This window comes from Aquimarina aquimarini (genome assembly GCF_900299535.1).
GTDB classification, from domain to species: domain Bacteria; phylum Bacteroidota; class Bacteroidia; order Flavobacteriales; family Flavobacteriaceae; genus Aquimarina; species Aquimarina aquimarini.
In genome coordinates this window covers 12,538-30,257 of sequence record NZ_OMKE01000059.1, presented here as the reverse complement: position 1 = coordinate 30,257, position 17,720 = coordinate 12,538, and the positions used below count along the sequence as shown (strand labels likewise).

Sequence of the window (17,720 nt, the reverse complement as noted above, 5' to 3'; positions counted from 1 at the left end):
ACAATAAGCCCACAGAGTGATCAGGCAAATGATTTTACAAACCCTGTTACTTATACAGTTACTGCACAAGATGGTAGCACACAGCAATATCAGGCAACAGTAGAGTACTCAGATTACCCTGTTTTATTAGAAATAATAAAACAAAATAATCTATTAATTTGGGATGTAAATGATCGTAGTATGGAATCTTGGATAGGAATTAGCCTTAATAGTACAGGAAGGGTTATCAGGATACTTGTAGGAAGTAAAATATACACGATTCCTGCGGTAATAGAAAATCTAACTGAATTGACTAATTTAACTTTGTATAGAGGGCGATTAACCAGTATACCTGAACAAATTGGAAACCTGACAAAGCTAACAACTCTAAATTTTCGTGCAAATGAAATTACCAGTATACCTACACAAATTGGGAATCTTACTAAATTAACAACTCTCGATTTGGGAGCAAACCGATTGACCAGTATACCTACGCAAATAGAAAACCTAACCCAGTTAACCACACTTCATTTAGGAAAAAACCAATTCACCAGTATTCCTACACAAATAAGTAAATTGACAAAACTAACCACACTTAGCTTGAATTTTAACACACTAACTAGCATTCCTGTAGAGCTAGGAAATCTAACTGAATTAACAAAATTCTATTTAAATTCAAATACATTAACTAGTATTCCTGCACAAATAGGAAACTTAACTAAACTAACATCCCTTATCCTTTCTGAAAACCCTAACTTAAATACGATCCCCAAAAAAGTTTGTGATCTTACGACTACTCATGGTACCCAAATCACAAAAGATGATGGTGTTACCTGTATATAAAATGTACTGATAACAAAATAAACAATCCCCTTTGCCAATTAGTATTCAAACATTGGCAAAGGGGATTGTTTTATCTTATTAGAAATTCAAAACAAATACAACTCTTTATGTAACAATTCATTCTTGTTATAGTCTTCTTTTTATCTGTATAAAGCAACCTTTATACATTATTTTTTGTCTTATAGAATAAGAGATCTTATCTTTTTGTTTTGAAAACAAAAAATAAAATGATTTCAAAGTTAAAAATGATATCCTAAATCTAATACTGCTTTTTACAAGATAAATTCAAGTAAGAAATAGTATAAAAAATATCAAATCATGAACTATCACTTGGTACTAGTAACATTATTTTTATATACAGGTTTCACTGTAACGGCACAGAGTATTTCTTCTAAAATAGTTGATAAAAAAACAAACGAACCCATTCCTTATGCTACTATACAGTTATCAGAAAATGAAGGAATTATTACTAATGAAGAAGGTAGATTTAGTCTAAACCTAGAAGCCACTCCTACAAAAACTGATTCTATCTACATCTCATCTATGGGATATGAAAAAGTAGGTGTTGCCATTCATACTATTACTGATAGTATTATTTATATCTCTCCTAAAGCAATAGAACTAAAAGGTGTTTTTGTTACCAACAAAAATCTGACAATCGATGAGATCATAGATAACGTCAAGGAACGAATCCCTGAGAATTATAATTTTGGACTGTCTCAAAAACGCTTGTTTTATAGAGAATCAGAATACAATACCGTAAAAAAGTTTAATGTAAAATTCAAAAAATCAACCATCAAAGAGCTTAACAAAAAGCTTATTGATAGTACCATTGCTGTGCTACCCAAAAAAGCTGCTTTTTATACCGAAATCTTATGTGATCTGTACGGAAATACAGAAAAATCAAAATTACAGATCATCAAAGCCGCAGAGCTGTACAATAAAAATAAAAGGGTGTCTATGGAAGCCGCTGCTGAGCAGATGGAAGCGATATTCAAAAAAAATGTAAAACCAGATTCCTACCTCAAAATAAAATCGGGATGGTTTGGTACCAAAGTACAGGTAGATTCTATCCTAGAACATACCGATGATGCCGCTGCCGTAAAAGATGAGATGGATAACCAAAAGAAAAAACGCAATAAAAACGAATTCCTGAAATATAGAAAATCAGGATTAGAAACCTTGTTCTCTAGTCTATTCTATAACGAAGATGTACTCTCTAATTTTTTGAACAAATCGGGGCGGTATAATTTTGAACTCGTTGATTATACCTACTTTGATGATACTAGTGTGTATGTTATTAATTTCTCTCCTAAAAGAAAAGAAGATTTCAAAGGGACATTATATGTGAATACCGAAGATTTTGCTGTGGTAAGAGCAGAGTATAAAAATGTAAGGCTCCTCAAAAATTTTGGATTATTAGGAGTCAAGTTTCAAGACAACCTGTATGATAATAAATTGATTTTCAGCAAAGGGAAAAACAATAAATACGATCTTAAATATCTTGAAATGAAAAGAGGAAATCTCTTTGGGTTTGATCGCCCGCTTAAAGTAATTGAAAAGAATAAACATGTAAAAGGCAGACGTAAACAGAATGAACTATCACTGGATCTTGATGTTGTTATGAACAATCTGACTAAGTTTGAGATTGTAGTTTTTGATTCTAAACCTATATCAGAAGCCACGTATAAAAGTAGTACCGAAAATAAAAATATTAAACCCCAGTATTTATCGAGATACAATCCTGATTTCTGGAATGGTTATAATATTATTGAACCTAATTTTGCAATTCGCCAATTTACAGCAACACCCGAGGAAGATCTGGGAACTACCCCCGAGTAATACTGTGTATCTAAGGCTTTTTACTGCATCTTACCATCGAGTAGATTAATAACTCGTGAGCCGTATGTCATATTTTTTTCAGAATGAGTCACTTGCAAGATGGTAACTCCTTCTTTGTTAAGTTGCGTAAAGACCTCCATGATTTCTTCTCCTTGTTTAGAATTAAGGTTTCCGGTAGGTTCATCAGCAAGAATAAGTTTTGGACTAGCGATAAGGGCTCTGGCAATACCAACAAGTTGTTGTTGCCCACCACTCAACTGAGACGGAAAAAGGTCTTTTTTTCCTACTATATTAAACCGATCTAACATATCAGCAACCAATGATTTGCGCTCAGAAGAACTAACTTTTTTATACAATAATGGCATCTCTAGATTTTCTTTTACTGTCAATTCATCCACTAGGTGATAGGCCTGAAAAACAAACCCAATATGTTGTTTAAAAAGATTGGCGCGATGCTTCTCTTTAAGATTATGTACCTTCTCATCGAGAAAAGTATATTCTCCTTGATCAAAATCATCCAGCATCCCAATAATATTGAGCAATGTTGATTTACCTGATCCAGAAGGCCCCATGATCGAAATAAAATCTCCCTCATTGACCCAAAAATTAATATCCTTGAGCAAGAAAACACGTTGCCCTCCTGATTGTACCCATTTTGATATATTTTTTAATTGTAATAACATAATGTCTGTCTTTTTGTTTAACTCCTTTCTTATACCATTTACACTTTGAATTTACCGCAATAAAATTCTCTTTTTCGCCTATGCTTCAGAATAAAAATTAACCGTAGCTATGCTGATTTTTTCTTCTTTGCATAAACAAAAAATAGCTGGTTTTCTTTTACAGTAAATTCAAAGTATAACTGGTATTAATCCCTATTTATTCGTCCTTGAGCACATCAATAGGGTTTCCACTGGCTGCTGCAAAGCTTTGCCAACTCACAGTAAGCAATGTTATTACCAAAGTAATGATCCCTGCCAATACAAATATCCACCAGCTAATTGTGGTCTGCAATGCAAAATTTTGTAACCATAAATCCATAGCATACCATGCTATAGGTATTGCAATTATAAATGCAATACCAACCCATTTGATAAAATCAATATTTAGTAGTTTTAATATCTTAACTATTGAGGCTCCGTTTACTTTTCTTATTCCTATTTCTTTTTTGCGTTGAATACAGGTATAAGATGTCAATCCAAATAATCCAAGTGAAGCAATACATATGGCTAGCAGTGTAAAAACTCTAAATGCGGCATTAAACTGTTTATCTTCTTTATATTGAGCATCAAATTTTTGATCTAAAAACGTATAATCAAAAGTACGATTCGGGAATATTTGATTCCATTTATCTTCAACCCGAGCAATGGCATCATTATATCCCAGATTTGATACCACCGCCTTATCAAATTTTACTAATAAATTATTACTACTATTTCTATAAGTAATGATTATCGGTAAAATTTTCTTTTTTAATCCAAAGTGATGATAATCTTCTATTACTCCAGAAATTACCCAATCAATACCCAAAAAATTGACCGTTTTATCAATGGCTTCTTCTGGTTCCTGGATTCCGATTGCACGCATACAACTCTCATTGATAATAATAGTATTTCCTTCTCCTTTTGGGTTCTTTGTAAAATTAGTTCCCGCAAGAAAGGGAATCTCTAATGCAGACAAATATGTGTGATCTACACTGTAGTTATAAAAATTTTTCTTGTTATCGAGTGTTCCGTTGGGGTATTGTATCCCTATAAACGAATTCAGATTATCAAAGCCACTGCCAGGATAGGCCTGAACTCTTGATGTTGCTTCTACAAACGGAAATTGAACGAGTTCTTTTTCTAAGGTTTTATATTTACTTCTAATCAAAGAATCAGGCATCTCACTTAAAAATTCTCCATGAAATGAGACCACCCTATTCAACGCTGCTCCAATAGGTTGTTCCTGCATATACTTAATCTGCTTTGTCACTACAATGGTTCCTATAAGCAAAACAATAGTGGCTAAAAATTGCATGATAATCAACCCCTTTCTAATATTAAGCCCATTGGCAGAAGCTCGTACTTTACCTTTTAATGCTTTTGATGGCGAATAACTGCTTATCATAAAAGCAGGATATAACCCAACGAGTAGTACTCCTATAAACACATATCCTATAATAGGTAATAGTTGCATAATAAGCGATTGATTCAATTCTAGTTCTTTGCCCGTAAAGGCATTGTACATAGGGAGTATTGCTATGGTAAAAATTACAGCAATTATAATTGCAGTGCTATTCAAAACAATTGATTCTGTCAAAGATTGTAATATAAGCTGTACTCGTTGTGCTCCCGCTACCTTGCGAACCCCTACTTCTTTGGCACGCTCCAAAGATTTGGTAGTAGACAAATTGATATAGTTAAGCCAGGATAATAACAGAATTATAAAAGCAATTGCTGTTAAAAATTTTATTCTGCTAATACTTCCATTCGTTTCTGCCTCATAAGGTTTATTAGAATGTAGGTGAATGGCTTCTATGGGTTCTATACTATATCTTTCATCTTCGTCTTCTTCAAAATCACTGGCAACCACCTTATTTTTGAGTAAAGCTTTATTTGCCTGATTATCTGATTTTAAATAGGAAAAAAAGTTACAATGACTCCAGTTTAACTTTTTTTCCTCATCAGAAGCAAACCAAGTATTATAGGTAGAAAAAGAGATCAGGAATTTGGTTTTCATATGAGTATTCTCTGGAATATCTTTTAAAATCCCTGTTACTGTCAATGTCACTTTTTCTCCTTTATGAAAAGCTATCAGCGTTTTTTTTATTGGATCTTCTGATCCAAATATTTTTTGTGCAAATGATTCTGTAAGCACAATCGTATTAGGTTCTTTTAATACCTCTTTTGTATTTCCTTTGGATAGTGGGTACTTAAACACTTCAAAATATGATGCATCTGCCATAGAACCTTTGGTCTCCTCTATAACATGATCTTGATACTTAAATGCTATTTTATCAAATCGATACAACCGCACTTGCTCTACTACTTCTGGAAACTCTCTTTTTAAAGTAGGGCCAATACGATTTGGGGTTTGTGCATCTGATTCTTCATACGTATCCCCTTCTTTACTCTCCATAAAAATACGGTACACATTTTCTGATCCCGCAAATCGATCATAACTGCGTTCATAATTTACATAGGTCATAATGAGAATAAAAGAGGCAACGCCTATGGCTAATCCCAGTATATTGATAAATGAATATAATTTATTCTTAAGAAGGTATCTGACTGCTATTTTTAGATATAGTGTATACATAACTTATTCGTTGATTAATTATTCTGTTCTCAGGCTTTTTACTGGATTGGCCATTGCCGCTTTAATGCTCTGATAGCTTATGGTAAGTATTGAAATCGCGATTACTATAAAAGCTACCAGAGCAAACATAGGCCAACTCAATTCTGTATGGTAAGAAAAGCCTTCTAACCATCTATTCATTGCATACCAACCTATTGGTAATGCTATAACTATAGCAATCCCCACAAGTTTTAAAAAATCTATGGTGAGTTTATAAGTAACTTGTGAGACACTTGCCCCCATAACTTTTCTCACTCCTATTTCTCTGGTACGTTTTTCTGCATTAAAAGTTGCTAAACCAAATAACCCAAAGCATGCGATCAATAAAGAAAGACTGGTGAAGGTGATAAAAATATCACCCAGCTGTTGTTCTGATTGATACAGGTTATTAAACGAATCATCCATAAAATAGTAATCAAATGGCTGCCCAGAGGCTACCTTATTCCAGATCTGTTCTATTTTATCTATCGTATCTGCATACTGGTCAGTATCTAATTTTACAACAAGCATACTTGCTCTAGATTCTAAGCGAAGTCCTAGTGCTTCTACATCGTCTCTAAGGGATTGAAAATGGAAATCTTTGATCACTCCTATCACCGTATAAATAGTTTCATTACTCCCATCATCTAAAGCTAACTTTTTACCTATTGCCTCAGCAGGGGTTAATCCTAAGATAGTACCAGAGGTCTCATTGATAATTATTGCCGTAGAATCTGTTTTGAACTGCCTGTCAAAATCACGCCCTGCAATAATTTCTAAATCTAGTGTAGAAACATAATCATGATCTACAGCCCAACTTTGCATTTGTATAGTGTTTTCTTGTGCTGCAACACCATCTAAATAATAAGCATGATCCCTGCGATTAGAAGGGGTAGGTAAAAAACTAGTCAATGTAGTATGTTTTACCTGAGTTAATTGTTGTACTTCTTGCTTGAATGATTGTAATTGATCTCCCGCTGTATAGACATCATTAATAAGTAAGGTTTGTTCTTTGGCAAAACCTACATCTTTATTTTTTATAAATTGTAATTGCTGATATATGACGAGTGTACTGAGTATTAAGATCACAGAAATTGCGAATTGAAAGACTACGAGTATATTTCTTATACGACTCGCATCTATACTGTTTCCTTTGCCACCTTTAAGCACCAGTGCTGGTTTGAATTTTGACATATAAAAAGCAGGATAACTCCCAGATAAAATACCTAACACCAATACTGCCAACACCAGAATCAGCCAAAATATAGGATTGTCAAATGGTATCGTAATCATTTTACCTGAGAGTTGATTAAAATAAGGCATTGCTATTGTAGCTATAGTTATTGCTAGTAATAATGCTATACCAGATTGTACTCCCGACTCTGTAAGAAATTGTTTTATTAAATCCCATTTATTTGATCCTAATGTTTTTCTAACACCCACTTCTTTTGCTCTTCTTAGAGATTGTGCAGTAGATAGATTCATAAAATTCACTATAGCAAGTAGTATAAGAAACAGTGCTATACAGGAGAGAATATAAATGTTTTGAATGTCATTATTGAGATTCATCTCTGCAACTCGATTAGATGACAAATGAATATCGGTCAAGTTAGTTGTAGTATATCTCAGATAATTCCCTTCACTCTTAAAACGTTCTTCTGTAATATCAGGGCTTATATTTTTCTGTACGAATGGAACTACATATCTACTGAATATAGATTGTAATTTTTCTTCAAAGTTTTTGATATTCTCACCTGGTATTAATTTTACAAATGTGTAGAAGTTATTATTTGTCCATGACAAACTTTTGGAATCTTCTAAACCTGACATTGCCATAAATACAGTATAATCCCTCAAAAATGAGTTTTGCGGAAAATCATCTATTATACCCGTTACTGTATAGGTATCTCTATTTTCTACTACTAGGTTTTTGCCTAATGCACTATCTGATCCAAAATATTTTTGCGCTCCTGATTTGGTTAATACAAGTGTATTGGGTTCTTGTAATGCAGTTTTTACATCTCCTTCTATTAGGTGTATACCAAACATATCAAAAAAACTAGGGTCCACAAATGTATTACCCGTAGATTTTATGTTTTTCTTGGTATCTGTTTTATGAATCATCATACTCCCCGATCTTCTAAAACGTGTTGCTTGTTCCACCTGTGGATAATCATTAACCAATGCAGAAGCCATAGCAGGAGGAGCTGTAGCAAATTCTCTGGCTTGGGAACCATATTTGAGGTCTACATTTACCTTATAAATACGATCTGCATCTGCAAACATTTTATCGTAACTAAATTCATCATAGATATACAGACAAATCAATAAGCTCCCCATCATACCAATAGCTAACCCAAAAATATTTAAAAAGGTTAAAAAAGGTTGATTCCTGAAATTCCTTATGGCGATTTTTATATAATTCTTAAACATAACTGTTGTTTTTTGAGGTAATGAAAGTTTTTGTACTAGCTCTATAAATGATAAGTCTGCATTTATTCTGTTCGCAAACTTTGAGTTGGATTTGCTGTTGCCACCCTATATACCAATATGCTTACTGTAAGTACCGTGATCAATATGGTAATACAACCTGCAAGGGCAAAAACCCACCAATTGATAGAAATTCTATATGCAAATCCTTGTAACCAATTTTCTAGGTAAAACCAAGATATAGGAACTGCTATCACCAGTGCGATAAGTACTAATTGCACAAAATCTTTGGTAAGCATATGAATAACTGTTCCTACACTTGCTCCCAATACCTTTCTTATTCCTATTTCTCTTTTTTTCTGTTCTGCCATAAAAGAGACCAAACCAAATAATCCCATACAGCTAATCAAAATTGCCAAACCTGTAAACACCATAGATACTTGTCCTATTCTTTTTTCTTCTATAAATAATTTCTCTACTTCTTTATCTATAAAATTATATACAAAGGGGGTATCAGGGTGTATTGATTTCCACGCATATTCCATATTGGATAACAATGTTTTATAATCGCTGGTAGCTACCTTAATAAGCATCCAATCTGGTTGATCTTCATAAAAAAGCATGATGGGAGCAATTGTTTCTTTGAGAGAAGCAAAGTGATAATCGGCGACCACCCCTACAATTTCGTATTCAGAAACCTGACCTTCATATGTTTGCACCAATATAGAGGATACTGCTTTGTCAATATCAATTCCAAAAGCATCTAGCGTTGCTTTGTTCACAACAACCTGACTACTATCACTAGGGTGTACATGTCTTCCTGTAAGTAAAGGAGTGCCTGTAGTTTTAAAATAATTTTGACTTATCCCATTGTATTTTACCGATTTCTGATGTTCTGGGTTTTCTCCTGGAAGGTGCAATCCTACATCTCCTATTATAAATTCTGAGGGATAATGATTACTACCTGCAACATCAGAAATACCTGAGACAGTAGCTAATTGAGATTGTAATGCTTTGAATTTTTTGGTGGCTTCATCTGTTCCTAAACGTATCGCAATAAGGTTTTCTTTTTCAAACCCCATATTCTTGGTTTGTGAATAGGCTACTTGCTTATTTATTATTATTACTGCAACAATCAAAGTAATAGAAATTATAAACTGAAATACAACTAATGCTTTACGAAAATTACCACTACCAGAAGATATATTCATGGTTCCTTTGAGAACTTTTATTGGTTTTATTGAAGACAAAACCAATGCTGGATACACTCCTGCCAATAATCCACTAACAATACTTAACCCCAGGATAGGTACTAAAATCTTGATATCAAATAATGCAGAACTAGCGATATCTCCTCCTGTAAATTTATTTACAAAAGGCAAAGCTACAGATGCCAAAGGAATACTTATTATCAACGCTAATAAAGACAGTACTACCGATTCTCCTAAAAATTGAAACACCAACGACCTTTTATTGGCTCCAACCGTTTTACGTACTCCTATTTCTTTTGCTCGCTTATTTGCCCGTGCTGTACTGAGGTTAATAAAATTAATACATGCTACTGCCTGAATAAACAACGCCAAAATAAGTAATATATATAGGTACTCAATACTGGAAACCGCATCAATCTGGCTAGAAATTCCTTTTGAATACAAATGAATGTCTTTTACTTTTTGCAAATACAATTCTTTATCAAAACCTACAGCTGCAAAATTTTGTGCTCCTCTACTCTGCAAAAAAGCAGGTAATTTCTTTTCTACATCTTTTTTATCAGCTCCAGAAAGTAATTTCACATAACTATGAGCAAAGTTTTGAGTAGCAAAATTTTGCTCATTGCTTACAAATTCACCCAATCCAGGTGAATTCATACTTAATATATAATTGGGTCGTAGATGAGATTTGATTGATGTATCATCAAATACACCCGTAACTGTTACGTTTAATTGATCCTCGCCATTACCTAAAACAAGGTTTTTGGCTAATGCACTTTTGGCTCCAAATAATTTTTGAGCTAATGATGAAGACAATACTATTGTATTAGGATTTGCCAAAGCCCTTTCTGGGGTACCTTCTATAAAAGAATACGTAAATAATTTAAAAAAAGTAGTGTCTGCCAAATACCCATGAGATTCATAATAGCTGTCTGTACTCCCCTGAACTTTTAACAAAGCATCATTACTTTCTCCAAAATATACAATACGACATGCCTCTACCACCTCTGGAAAATCTTCTTTCATCGCAAAAGCAATAGGAGGTGAACTTGTTGCAGAATTAGAATCAGTACCCGAATTACCATTTCCTTTTATTACAGTTCTTACTCTATAAAGAGATGCAGCATCTTTATGATGTGTATCATACCCTAATTGAGCAAATACATATACCAATATACATAGGCAACAAACAGTACCTACTGTAAGCCCTAGTAGATTAATACTTGTCTGCAATTTATTTTTAAGAAGACTACGTATGGCGATTTTTATATAATTCTTAAACATAACTATTGTTTTTTGAAATCATGATTTGATTGATGAATGACCTTGATTGATGATGATTGTATCGAATTATGCTTTGACTTCAAAGGGTTTGTTTTGACTCTCGGTTACGATTTGCCCATCAAACAAATTAATAACTCTATGTGCATAGTGCGAATCTCTATCAGAGTGTGTTACCATAACGATGGTGGTTCCTTCCTGATTAAGTTCTGTGAGCAGATTCATCACTTCTATTCCATTTTTTGAATCCAGATTTCCTGTAGGTTCATCGGCTAGAATTAGTTTGGCATTGGTAACAACAGCTCTGGCAATTGCCACACGCTGTTGTTGCCCTCCTGATAATTGTTGCGGAAAATGTTTTTCGCGATGGGCTATTTTCATTCGCTCCAATACTTGTCTCACTCTTTGTGTTCTCTCATTTTTTTTCATATTGAGATATATCAAAGGAAGCTCTACGTTTTCAAAAACCGTTAATTCATCAATCAGGTTAAAACTCTGAAATATAAATCCAAGATTTCCTTTTCTTATTTTGGTACGCTGGTTTTCTTTTTGACTCCCTACTTCTAGATCATTAAAGTAGTAACTACCTTCTGTTGGGCTATCCAACATTCCTATTATATTGAGCAGAGTAGATTTCCCACAGCCAGAAGGCCCCATTATTGCTACAAATTCTCCTCCTTCAACTTTTAGGTTCACATTATTTAATGCCAGTGTCTCGACTTCTTCTGTTTTGAAACTCTTTTTTAGGTTTTCTATCTTTATCATGTGTTGATTCTTTATTTCTTTAAACTCTTATTGTAATACTACCTTTTCTGCGTCTCCAAAACTATCATAGTTTGAAGTAATTACTTTTTCTCCAGCTTCTAACCCTTCTAATAATTCATAATATTTAGAATTCTGTTTTCCTATACGTATTGGTCTCTTCCAGGCTACTTCTCCTGATGCATCTACTACAAAGACCCATTGTCCTCCTGTACTCTGAAAGAAGCTTCCTCTAGGCAATAGCAAGGCTTCGTTTGATGCTCCTAATTGAAGTTTGATACTATAACTCTGGCCTGTTCTAATGGTTTCTGGTTTTTGATCTGCAAAAACAAGGTCTACCTTGAATTTTCCATTACGTACTTCTGGATATACTTTGCGAAGGCGTAATTGATATTCTGTACCGTTACGCTCTAACACAGCGATCAAATCTCTTTTTACCCGATCAATATAATGCTCATCTATCGTTGCTTCTATTTTATAATCTGTCAATACATTGATTTGCCCTATTCGCTGTCCTTGTGCTATACTCTGTCCTATCTCTGCATCTAGAAATCCTAATTGACCATCGGCAGTTGCTCGTACATTAAGATGATCAATACGCTCATAGACCATAGATAATGTTTTTTTCATTCGTGCTAAATCAACATCTAACTCGCTTAGTGAAGTGCTTCTTAATACATTATCTTGTTCTGTCTGTAACTTGATAATATCGTATTGCTTTTTTGAAAGCTCATAATTTTCCTTAGCAACCAGATAGTCTTCTTTAGATATTAGTTCTTCTTCAAAAAGAGACTTATTCTGCTCGTAATTACGTTGTAATTTTTGAAGTTCATATTCAGAATTAACAAGGTCTTTTCTGCCTTCTACCTGTCTAGAATCAAAAGTAAGTTTGGTAGATCTCAAATCATTTTGCTTAAGTGCCAAATTATTTTCACTAGCAAGGATTTGCTCATAAAGCCCTCGGTTTTCTAGTTTTAATATAATATCTCCCTTTTTTACCATTGCCCCTTCTTCTATAAGTTTTTCTGTTACTCTGCCTCCTTCATAAGCATCCATATAGATGGTACTTATCGGTGCAACAGCACCATTAATTGTAATGTAATCATCAAATTTACCGTAAGAAACCTCAGCTATTGATAATTTTTCTTTTTCTGTCCTGTAGGTTGATACAGAATTTGCAAAGACCATTTTCCATCCTACCAAAAGCAATATAGCACCTATTACAATGTATACGTAATGTTTAGGTCTTAGTCCTTTTTTCTTTTCAATTTTTATATCCATCTTATTGTGTACTAGTTATATTAAAAACAGGTAATCCTTTATAGAAATTCAACGTACTTTGATTTACTCTCAAACGTAGTTGCACTTGTAAGTTTTCATTTTGAGAATTTGCTAATAGATTTTTGGATTGATTAAGGTCTATTGTATTTATCAACCCTCTCTCATATCTTTTTTGTGCAATTTTGAAAGCTAGTAGCTGTGCTTTCATTTTTTGTGAGCTTTGCTGGTATTCTCTTTGTAAGGCACTCATCTCTTGTACCAGTTGTTGTATTGTTTGATACATCTCTTGCTTCTGAATATCAAAATTGTTATTGACTCTCATCATTTCTACTTTTTGCTGTTTTACTCGTGAACGCCTTGACCAACCATTACTTATTGGGATATTGAGTGAAACTCCTACATATTTTGATACGTTATCCTTGATTTGAGTTCTAAAAGGTATCACCATTCCTGATTGATTTATATTGGTTTCAAAATATCCTGTTTCATATCCTGCAAAAAAAGATAGGGTTGGATACATACCTCCTCTGGCAACAGCAACTTGTTTCTTGGCCGCCTTTGTTCTGAGCTCTTGTGCTTTTATAATAGGTACAAAACCTTTGGCTTGATTGTAAATAGAATCTTTATCAAAAGAAATAGCATCTTCACCCTCTGGGTTTTTATTGATAAAAGGCTGAATAGAAATCGTGGTTACCTCTTCTAGATTCATTTCTTGTATGAGCTTTAGTTTTGCAGCCGCAACATTATTTTCGTTTTGAGTAACCAATAATTCGTCTGCAAGTAATACCGACTCTGCTTCATACAAATCAGCTTTTGCTTTTTGCCCTAATGTTACCTGCTTTTTTACCAGCTTATGATTATTTGCTGATACTGCTTGTTGTTCTTTTGAGATTTCCAAAAGCCCTTGCATAAAATGAATATCATAAAATGCTCTCATTACTCTAAATGCGAGTAGGTATTTTTGATGAAGTGTTTCTTCATTTGCCGCTTTGTATAAAAGTTTTGTGGCTTTGATCATATTTACCTTTTGAAAACCTTGAAACAAATCAATCTCTGCATTTACTCCGTAATCATTTGAGAAAAAATCAGTATTGACTATACTGTTATTATTAGGATCTACAGATCTACCATATCTAATATTATATCGTGAATATGCATCTACATTTGGTAATAAATCTCGTACAGATTGACGATACGTTTCTTTATTCACATCTTGATTATACTTATAATCTTTGACCTGTAAATTATGCTTTATTGCATACGTAATACAATCATCTAATGACCATGATTCTTGAGAGAACATAGCATTTGATACTAAAATTAAGAGAAAATATACTATTTTGTTTTTATAATCCATCTGTTTATACATATTGTTTCTTTAGTGCCTTATACACTACATCAACTTTTTGACACCAGGCCATATTCTAATCTTGTGCCAAAAACATAATCAACTATAAATCAATATTTTATATAGAACTATTTAATTTTATAATTTTAAAATGTAAAATTTTTATACAAATAGTGTCCAATAATTTTACACTATAATGATAGTATTTTTCTAATTTGTAGCTTTACCATATCAACATTAACCATGAGTAGGATGCGCAACGGAAAAATTTTGATTGTAGATGATAACAAAAGTGTGTTAAGCGCTTTAGAAATTCTGTTACAGTTTGAGTATAAACATATAGAAACAATTTCTAATCCAAATCAGATTTCTTCTTTGCAACATATCAAGGATTTTGATATTGTTATATTGGATATGAATTTTTCTGCAGGTGTAAATACTGGAAACGAAGGGTTATTCTGGCTTAAAGAAATAAAGAAAAGAACTCCTCATACTTCTGTAATTATGATGACTGCATATGGCGCAGTTGATCTTGCTGTAAAAGCGCTAAAGGAAGGAGCTTCTGATTTTATATTAAAACCATGGAATAACGAAAAATTACTAGCTACTATAAAATCTGCATATCTACTTCGAAAATCTCGAAAAGAAGTACAAGAGCTCAAGCAAAAGGAAAATAACCTAAAGCAAGTAATTAACCAAGGTAGTAACTATATTATTGGAAACTCTAAAGCGCTAACTAATGTCTTGAACCTAGTAAGAAAAGTTGCCAAAACAGATGTTAATGTATTAATTACTGGAGAAAATGGTACAGGAAAAGAATTAATAGCCCGTGAATTACATAGAATGTCTTCTCGCAAAGATGAAGTATTTATTGGTGTTGATATGGGGTCTATCTCTGAAACCTTGTTTGAAAGTGAACTTTTTGGGCATACAAAAGGTGCTTTTACCGATGCCAAAGAAGATCGAGCAGGAAAATTTGAAGCTGCAAATAATGGCTCGCTCTTTCTTGATGAGATTGGTAATTTATCGCTGCAAACACAAGCAAAGCTATTATCTGCTATACAAAACAGAACCGTTGTAAGAGTTGGATCAAACAAACCCATCTCTGTAGATCTACGGCTTATCTGTGCGACTAATTGCAATCTTATCCAAATGGTAGAGGACGGTATTTTTAGAGAAGATTTATTATATCGAATTAATACTATTCATATTGAAGTCCCTCCGCTTCGAGAACGCAATAAAGATGTTTTGATATTGGCTGATTTTTACTTAAAAAAATTCGCTTCAAAATATGGCAAACCATCCTTGAGAATAAATTCTACTGCCGAAGAAAAATTAATGGGATATCATTGGCCTGGGAATGTACGTGAATTACAACATACTATAGAAAGGGCAGTTATATTATGCGAAGGAAACGTTCTTAAACCATCCGACTTTTTATTGAGCACCAATACTGGTGTTTCTTTGGATAAAGGCCCTGAAACTCTAGACGAAATGGAGCAACTTATGATCTCAAAAGCACTAGAGAAACATAATGGTAATTACAGTGCTGCCGCAAATCAATTAGGTGTCTCCAGACAAACTCTTTATAATAAAATAAAAAAATCAGGAAACTAATGCTAAGCAAAAATTTCTATATACGTTTCATAATAAAGGTAACCATGCTCTCTTTGACCGCATTGATATTCGCTTTTCTTGTCTTAAAAGATATGTACATTTTGTCTGCGCTTATCTTTTTATTCTTTGCACTGCAAACAGCATTCTTAATCAAATACGTGAATCATATCAACAGAAAAATTGCCTATTTTTTTAATTCGATAAAAAATGAAGATTTTACACTTCAATTCCCCGAAAAAGGAAATTCAAAAACATTCAATGAACTAAATAATAGTCTTAATGTTTTTAATGAAGTTTTTCAAAAAGTATACCTCAAAAATAAAGCGCAAGAACAATATTATCAAGAAATACTAAAACAGGCAGAAATCGGTATTCTAACCTATAATAACAAGGGACATATTCTGTTTAGCAATCCAAAAGTAGAAAAATTACTAAACCATACGCCGCTTAACCATATAAAGCAACTGGCACAAGTAGATAATAAATTATATGAACTATTTAATACAATCAATCCTTTTGAGAGAAAATTGTTTCAACTTACTAATGAGCGTGAAACGATCCAATTAACCATCAAAGCATCAGAAATAATTTTGAATAATGAAGTTCTAAAACTAATCACTATTCAAGATATACACAATGAATTGGATGAGAGAGAAACAGACTCCTGGATAAAACTCATTAGAGTATTGACTCATGAAATTATGAATTCTGTGACACCTATCACTTCTATATCTGAATCTATATTAGGGTACTACAAAGATAATAACGGAATATTATCTACCACCCAAATTGACGAGAGTAAAATTCATAACACCGCAAAAGGATTAGAGGTTATCAAAAATCAAGGAAATGATTTGATGAGTTTTGTACAATCATATCGCAGTTTCCTAAATGTGCCTGCTCCTGATAAAAAAATAATTAAAGTAGATGAGTTGCTAGAAAAAGTAAAAGTTTTGATGAGTCAGGAAATAGATTTTAATCTTATATCTTTTGAAATTCATAGTAATTATAAAAATCTTGAAATCTATGCAGACGAAAAGCAGATTACTCAAATACTTATCAACTTATGTAAGAATGCAATTCAAGCATTAACAGAAACTAAAAATGGGGCTCTTGTTTTTATTACTGGATTTACTACCGATGGTAAAAAATATATAACAATTCAAGATAATGGATCAGGGATTCATCCTGATATTATAAACCAAATATTTGTACCTTTTTATACTACCAAAAAAGAAGGAACTGGTATTGGTCTAAGCCTGTCTAAGCAGATTATGCATCTACATGGTGGTAATCTATCGGTTCGTTCTATCCCTGATCAAGAAACGTCGTTTACATTATTTTTTGAATAAATCCAAAGACAATCATTATCACCTATTATTTTACTTGATCGAGCTTTAATGTTTTCATCAAAGCATCAAAATAAAAATCTTCCTGATCTGGAACAATAATCACTTTATAAGCTGTGTTTTTAATAATATAGTGAGATGAAGTGGTTGGATCTAACGTATCAGAATGAAGATTGACTGTTTTTTGTATAAAATTATTAATTAGTAGTACTTCATCATAATGTATCTCTCTGCGATAGGTAGGCTTATCACTTTTATATACTAGATAATCATTTCTGAAACTAAGGGATTCTTTATCTCCATTTGAACGATTAAATTCAAAAGTAAAATCCTTGGAATCAAATATGGTATTAATATTTTTTGCTGTTGGTTCTACCTCTCGGGCACAACTCACAACAAAAACTACAATAAAAAATATCTTAGCTCTTTGCATCATACATATATCTAGATGAGGAAAAG

General features: G+C 33.1%; 12 protein-coding genes. 4 read left to right on the top strand and 8 right to left on the bottom strand.

Going from position 1 to position 17,720, the window contains the following annotated elements; all coding sequences use genetic code 11:
- Both DG508_RS20510 and DG508_RS20505 read left to right on the top strand, forming a co-directional pair.
- Nucleotides 1-822, top strand: an 822-nt coding sequence (locus DG508_RS20510) for a leucine-rich repeat domain-containing protein (RefSeq protein WP_199912822.1), incomplete at its 5' end; no start/stop codon positions are given.
- A 318-nt stretch (nt 823-1,140) separates the two neighbouring features.
- Nucleotides 1,141-2,664 carry a carboxypeptidase-like regulatory domain-containing protein gene (locus DG508_RS20505; protein WP_108870242.1) on the top strand — a complete coding sequence of 508 codons (1,524 nt, stop codon included), beginning with the start codon at nt 1,141-1,143 and terminating at the stop codon, nt 2,662-2,664.
- A 20-nt stretch (nt 2,665-2,684) separates the two neighbouring features.
- On the opposite strand, the gene DG508_RS20500 is transcribed toward DG508_RS20505, so the two are convergent.
- From DG508_RS20500 to DG508_RS20470, 7 genes are all read right to left on the bottom strand, one after another.
- Complete coding sequence (locus DG508_RS20500; RefSeq protein WP_108870240.1) at nt 2,685-3,347, bottom strand: ABC transporter ATP-binding protein; 663 nt, start codon at nt 3,345-3,347, stop codon at nt 2,685-2,687.
- Between the two features lie 196 nt (nt 3,348-3,543).
- A complete protein-coding gene (locus tag DG508_RS20495; protein ID WP_108870238.1) occupies nt 3,544-5,964 on the bottom strand; it encodes an ABC transporter permease in 2,421 nt (806 codons plus the stop codon).
- An 18-nt stretch (nt 5,965-5,982) separates the two neighbouring features.
- Nucleotides 5,983-8,415 (bottom strand): ABC transporter permease, encoded by a 2,433-nt coding sequence (locus DG508_RS20490; RefSeq protein WP_108870236.1) that lies wholly within the window; start codon nt 8,413-8,415, stop codon nt 5,983-5,985.
- Between the two features lie 62 nt (nt 8,416-8,477).
- On the bottom strand, nt 8,478-10,907 hold the full coding sequence (locus tag DG508_RS20485; RefSeq protein ID WP_108870234.1) for an ABC transporter permease: 2,430 nt from the start codon (nt 10,905-10,907) through the stop codon (nt 8,478-8,480).
- Nucleotides 10,908-10,973: 66 nt separating this feature from the next.
- Complete coding sequence (locus tag DG508_RS20480) at nt 10,974-11,669, bottom strand: ABC transporter ATP-binding protein (protein ID WP_108870232.1); 696 nt, start codon at nt 11,667-11,669, stop codon at nt 10,974-10,976.
- A gap of 27 nt (nt 11,670-11,696) precedes the next feature.
- A complete protein-coding gene (locus DG508_RS20475) occupies nt 11,697-12,947 on the bottom strand; it encodes an efflux RND transporter periplasmic adaptor subunit (RefSeq protein ID WP_108870230.1) in 1,251 nt (416 codons plus the stop codon).
- A 1-nt stretch (nt 12,948) separates the two neighbouring features.
- The gene (locus tag DG508_RS20470) at nt 12,949-14,304 is read right to left on the bottom strand and encodes a TolC family protein (RefSeq protein ID WP_108870246.1); all 1,356 of its coding nucleotides are present in this window, start codon (nt 14,302-14,304) and stop codon (nt 12,949-12,951) included.
- 243 nt (nt 14,305-14,547) lie between these two features.
- Between DG508_RS20470 and DG508_RS20465 the strand changes: the two genes are divergently transcribed.
- Together DG508_RS20465 and DG508_RS20460 are read left to right on the top strand one after the other, a co-directional pair.
- Nucleotides 14,548-15,912, top strand: coding sequence for a sigma-54-dependent transcriptional regulator (locus DG508_RS20465; RefSeq protein ID WP_108870228.1), 1,365 nt, complete (start codon nt 14,548-14,550; stop codon nt 15,910-15,912).
- A 44-nt stretch (nt 15,913-15,956) separates the two neighbouring features.
- A complete protein-coding gene (locus DG508_RS20460; protein ID WP_234418276.1) occupies nt 15,957-17,264 on the top strand; it encodes a sensor histidine kinase in 1,308 nt (435 codons plus the stop codon).
- Nucleotides 17,265-17,289: 25 nt separating this feature from the next.
- On the opposite strand, the gene DG508_RS20455 is transcribed toward DG508_RS20460, so the two are convergent.
- Nucleotides 17,290-17,697, bottom strand: a complete 408-nt coding sequence (locus DG508_RS20455; RefSeq protein ID WP_159090953.1) for a hypothetical protein — start codon at nt 17,695-17,697, stop codon at nt 17,290-17,292.
- Nucleotides 17,698-17,720 lie beyond the last annotated feature (23 nt).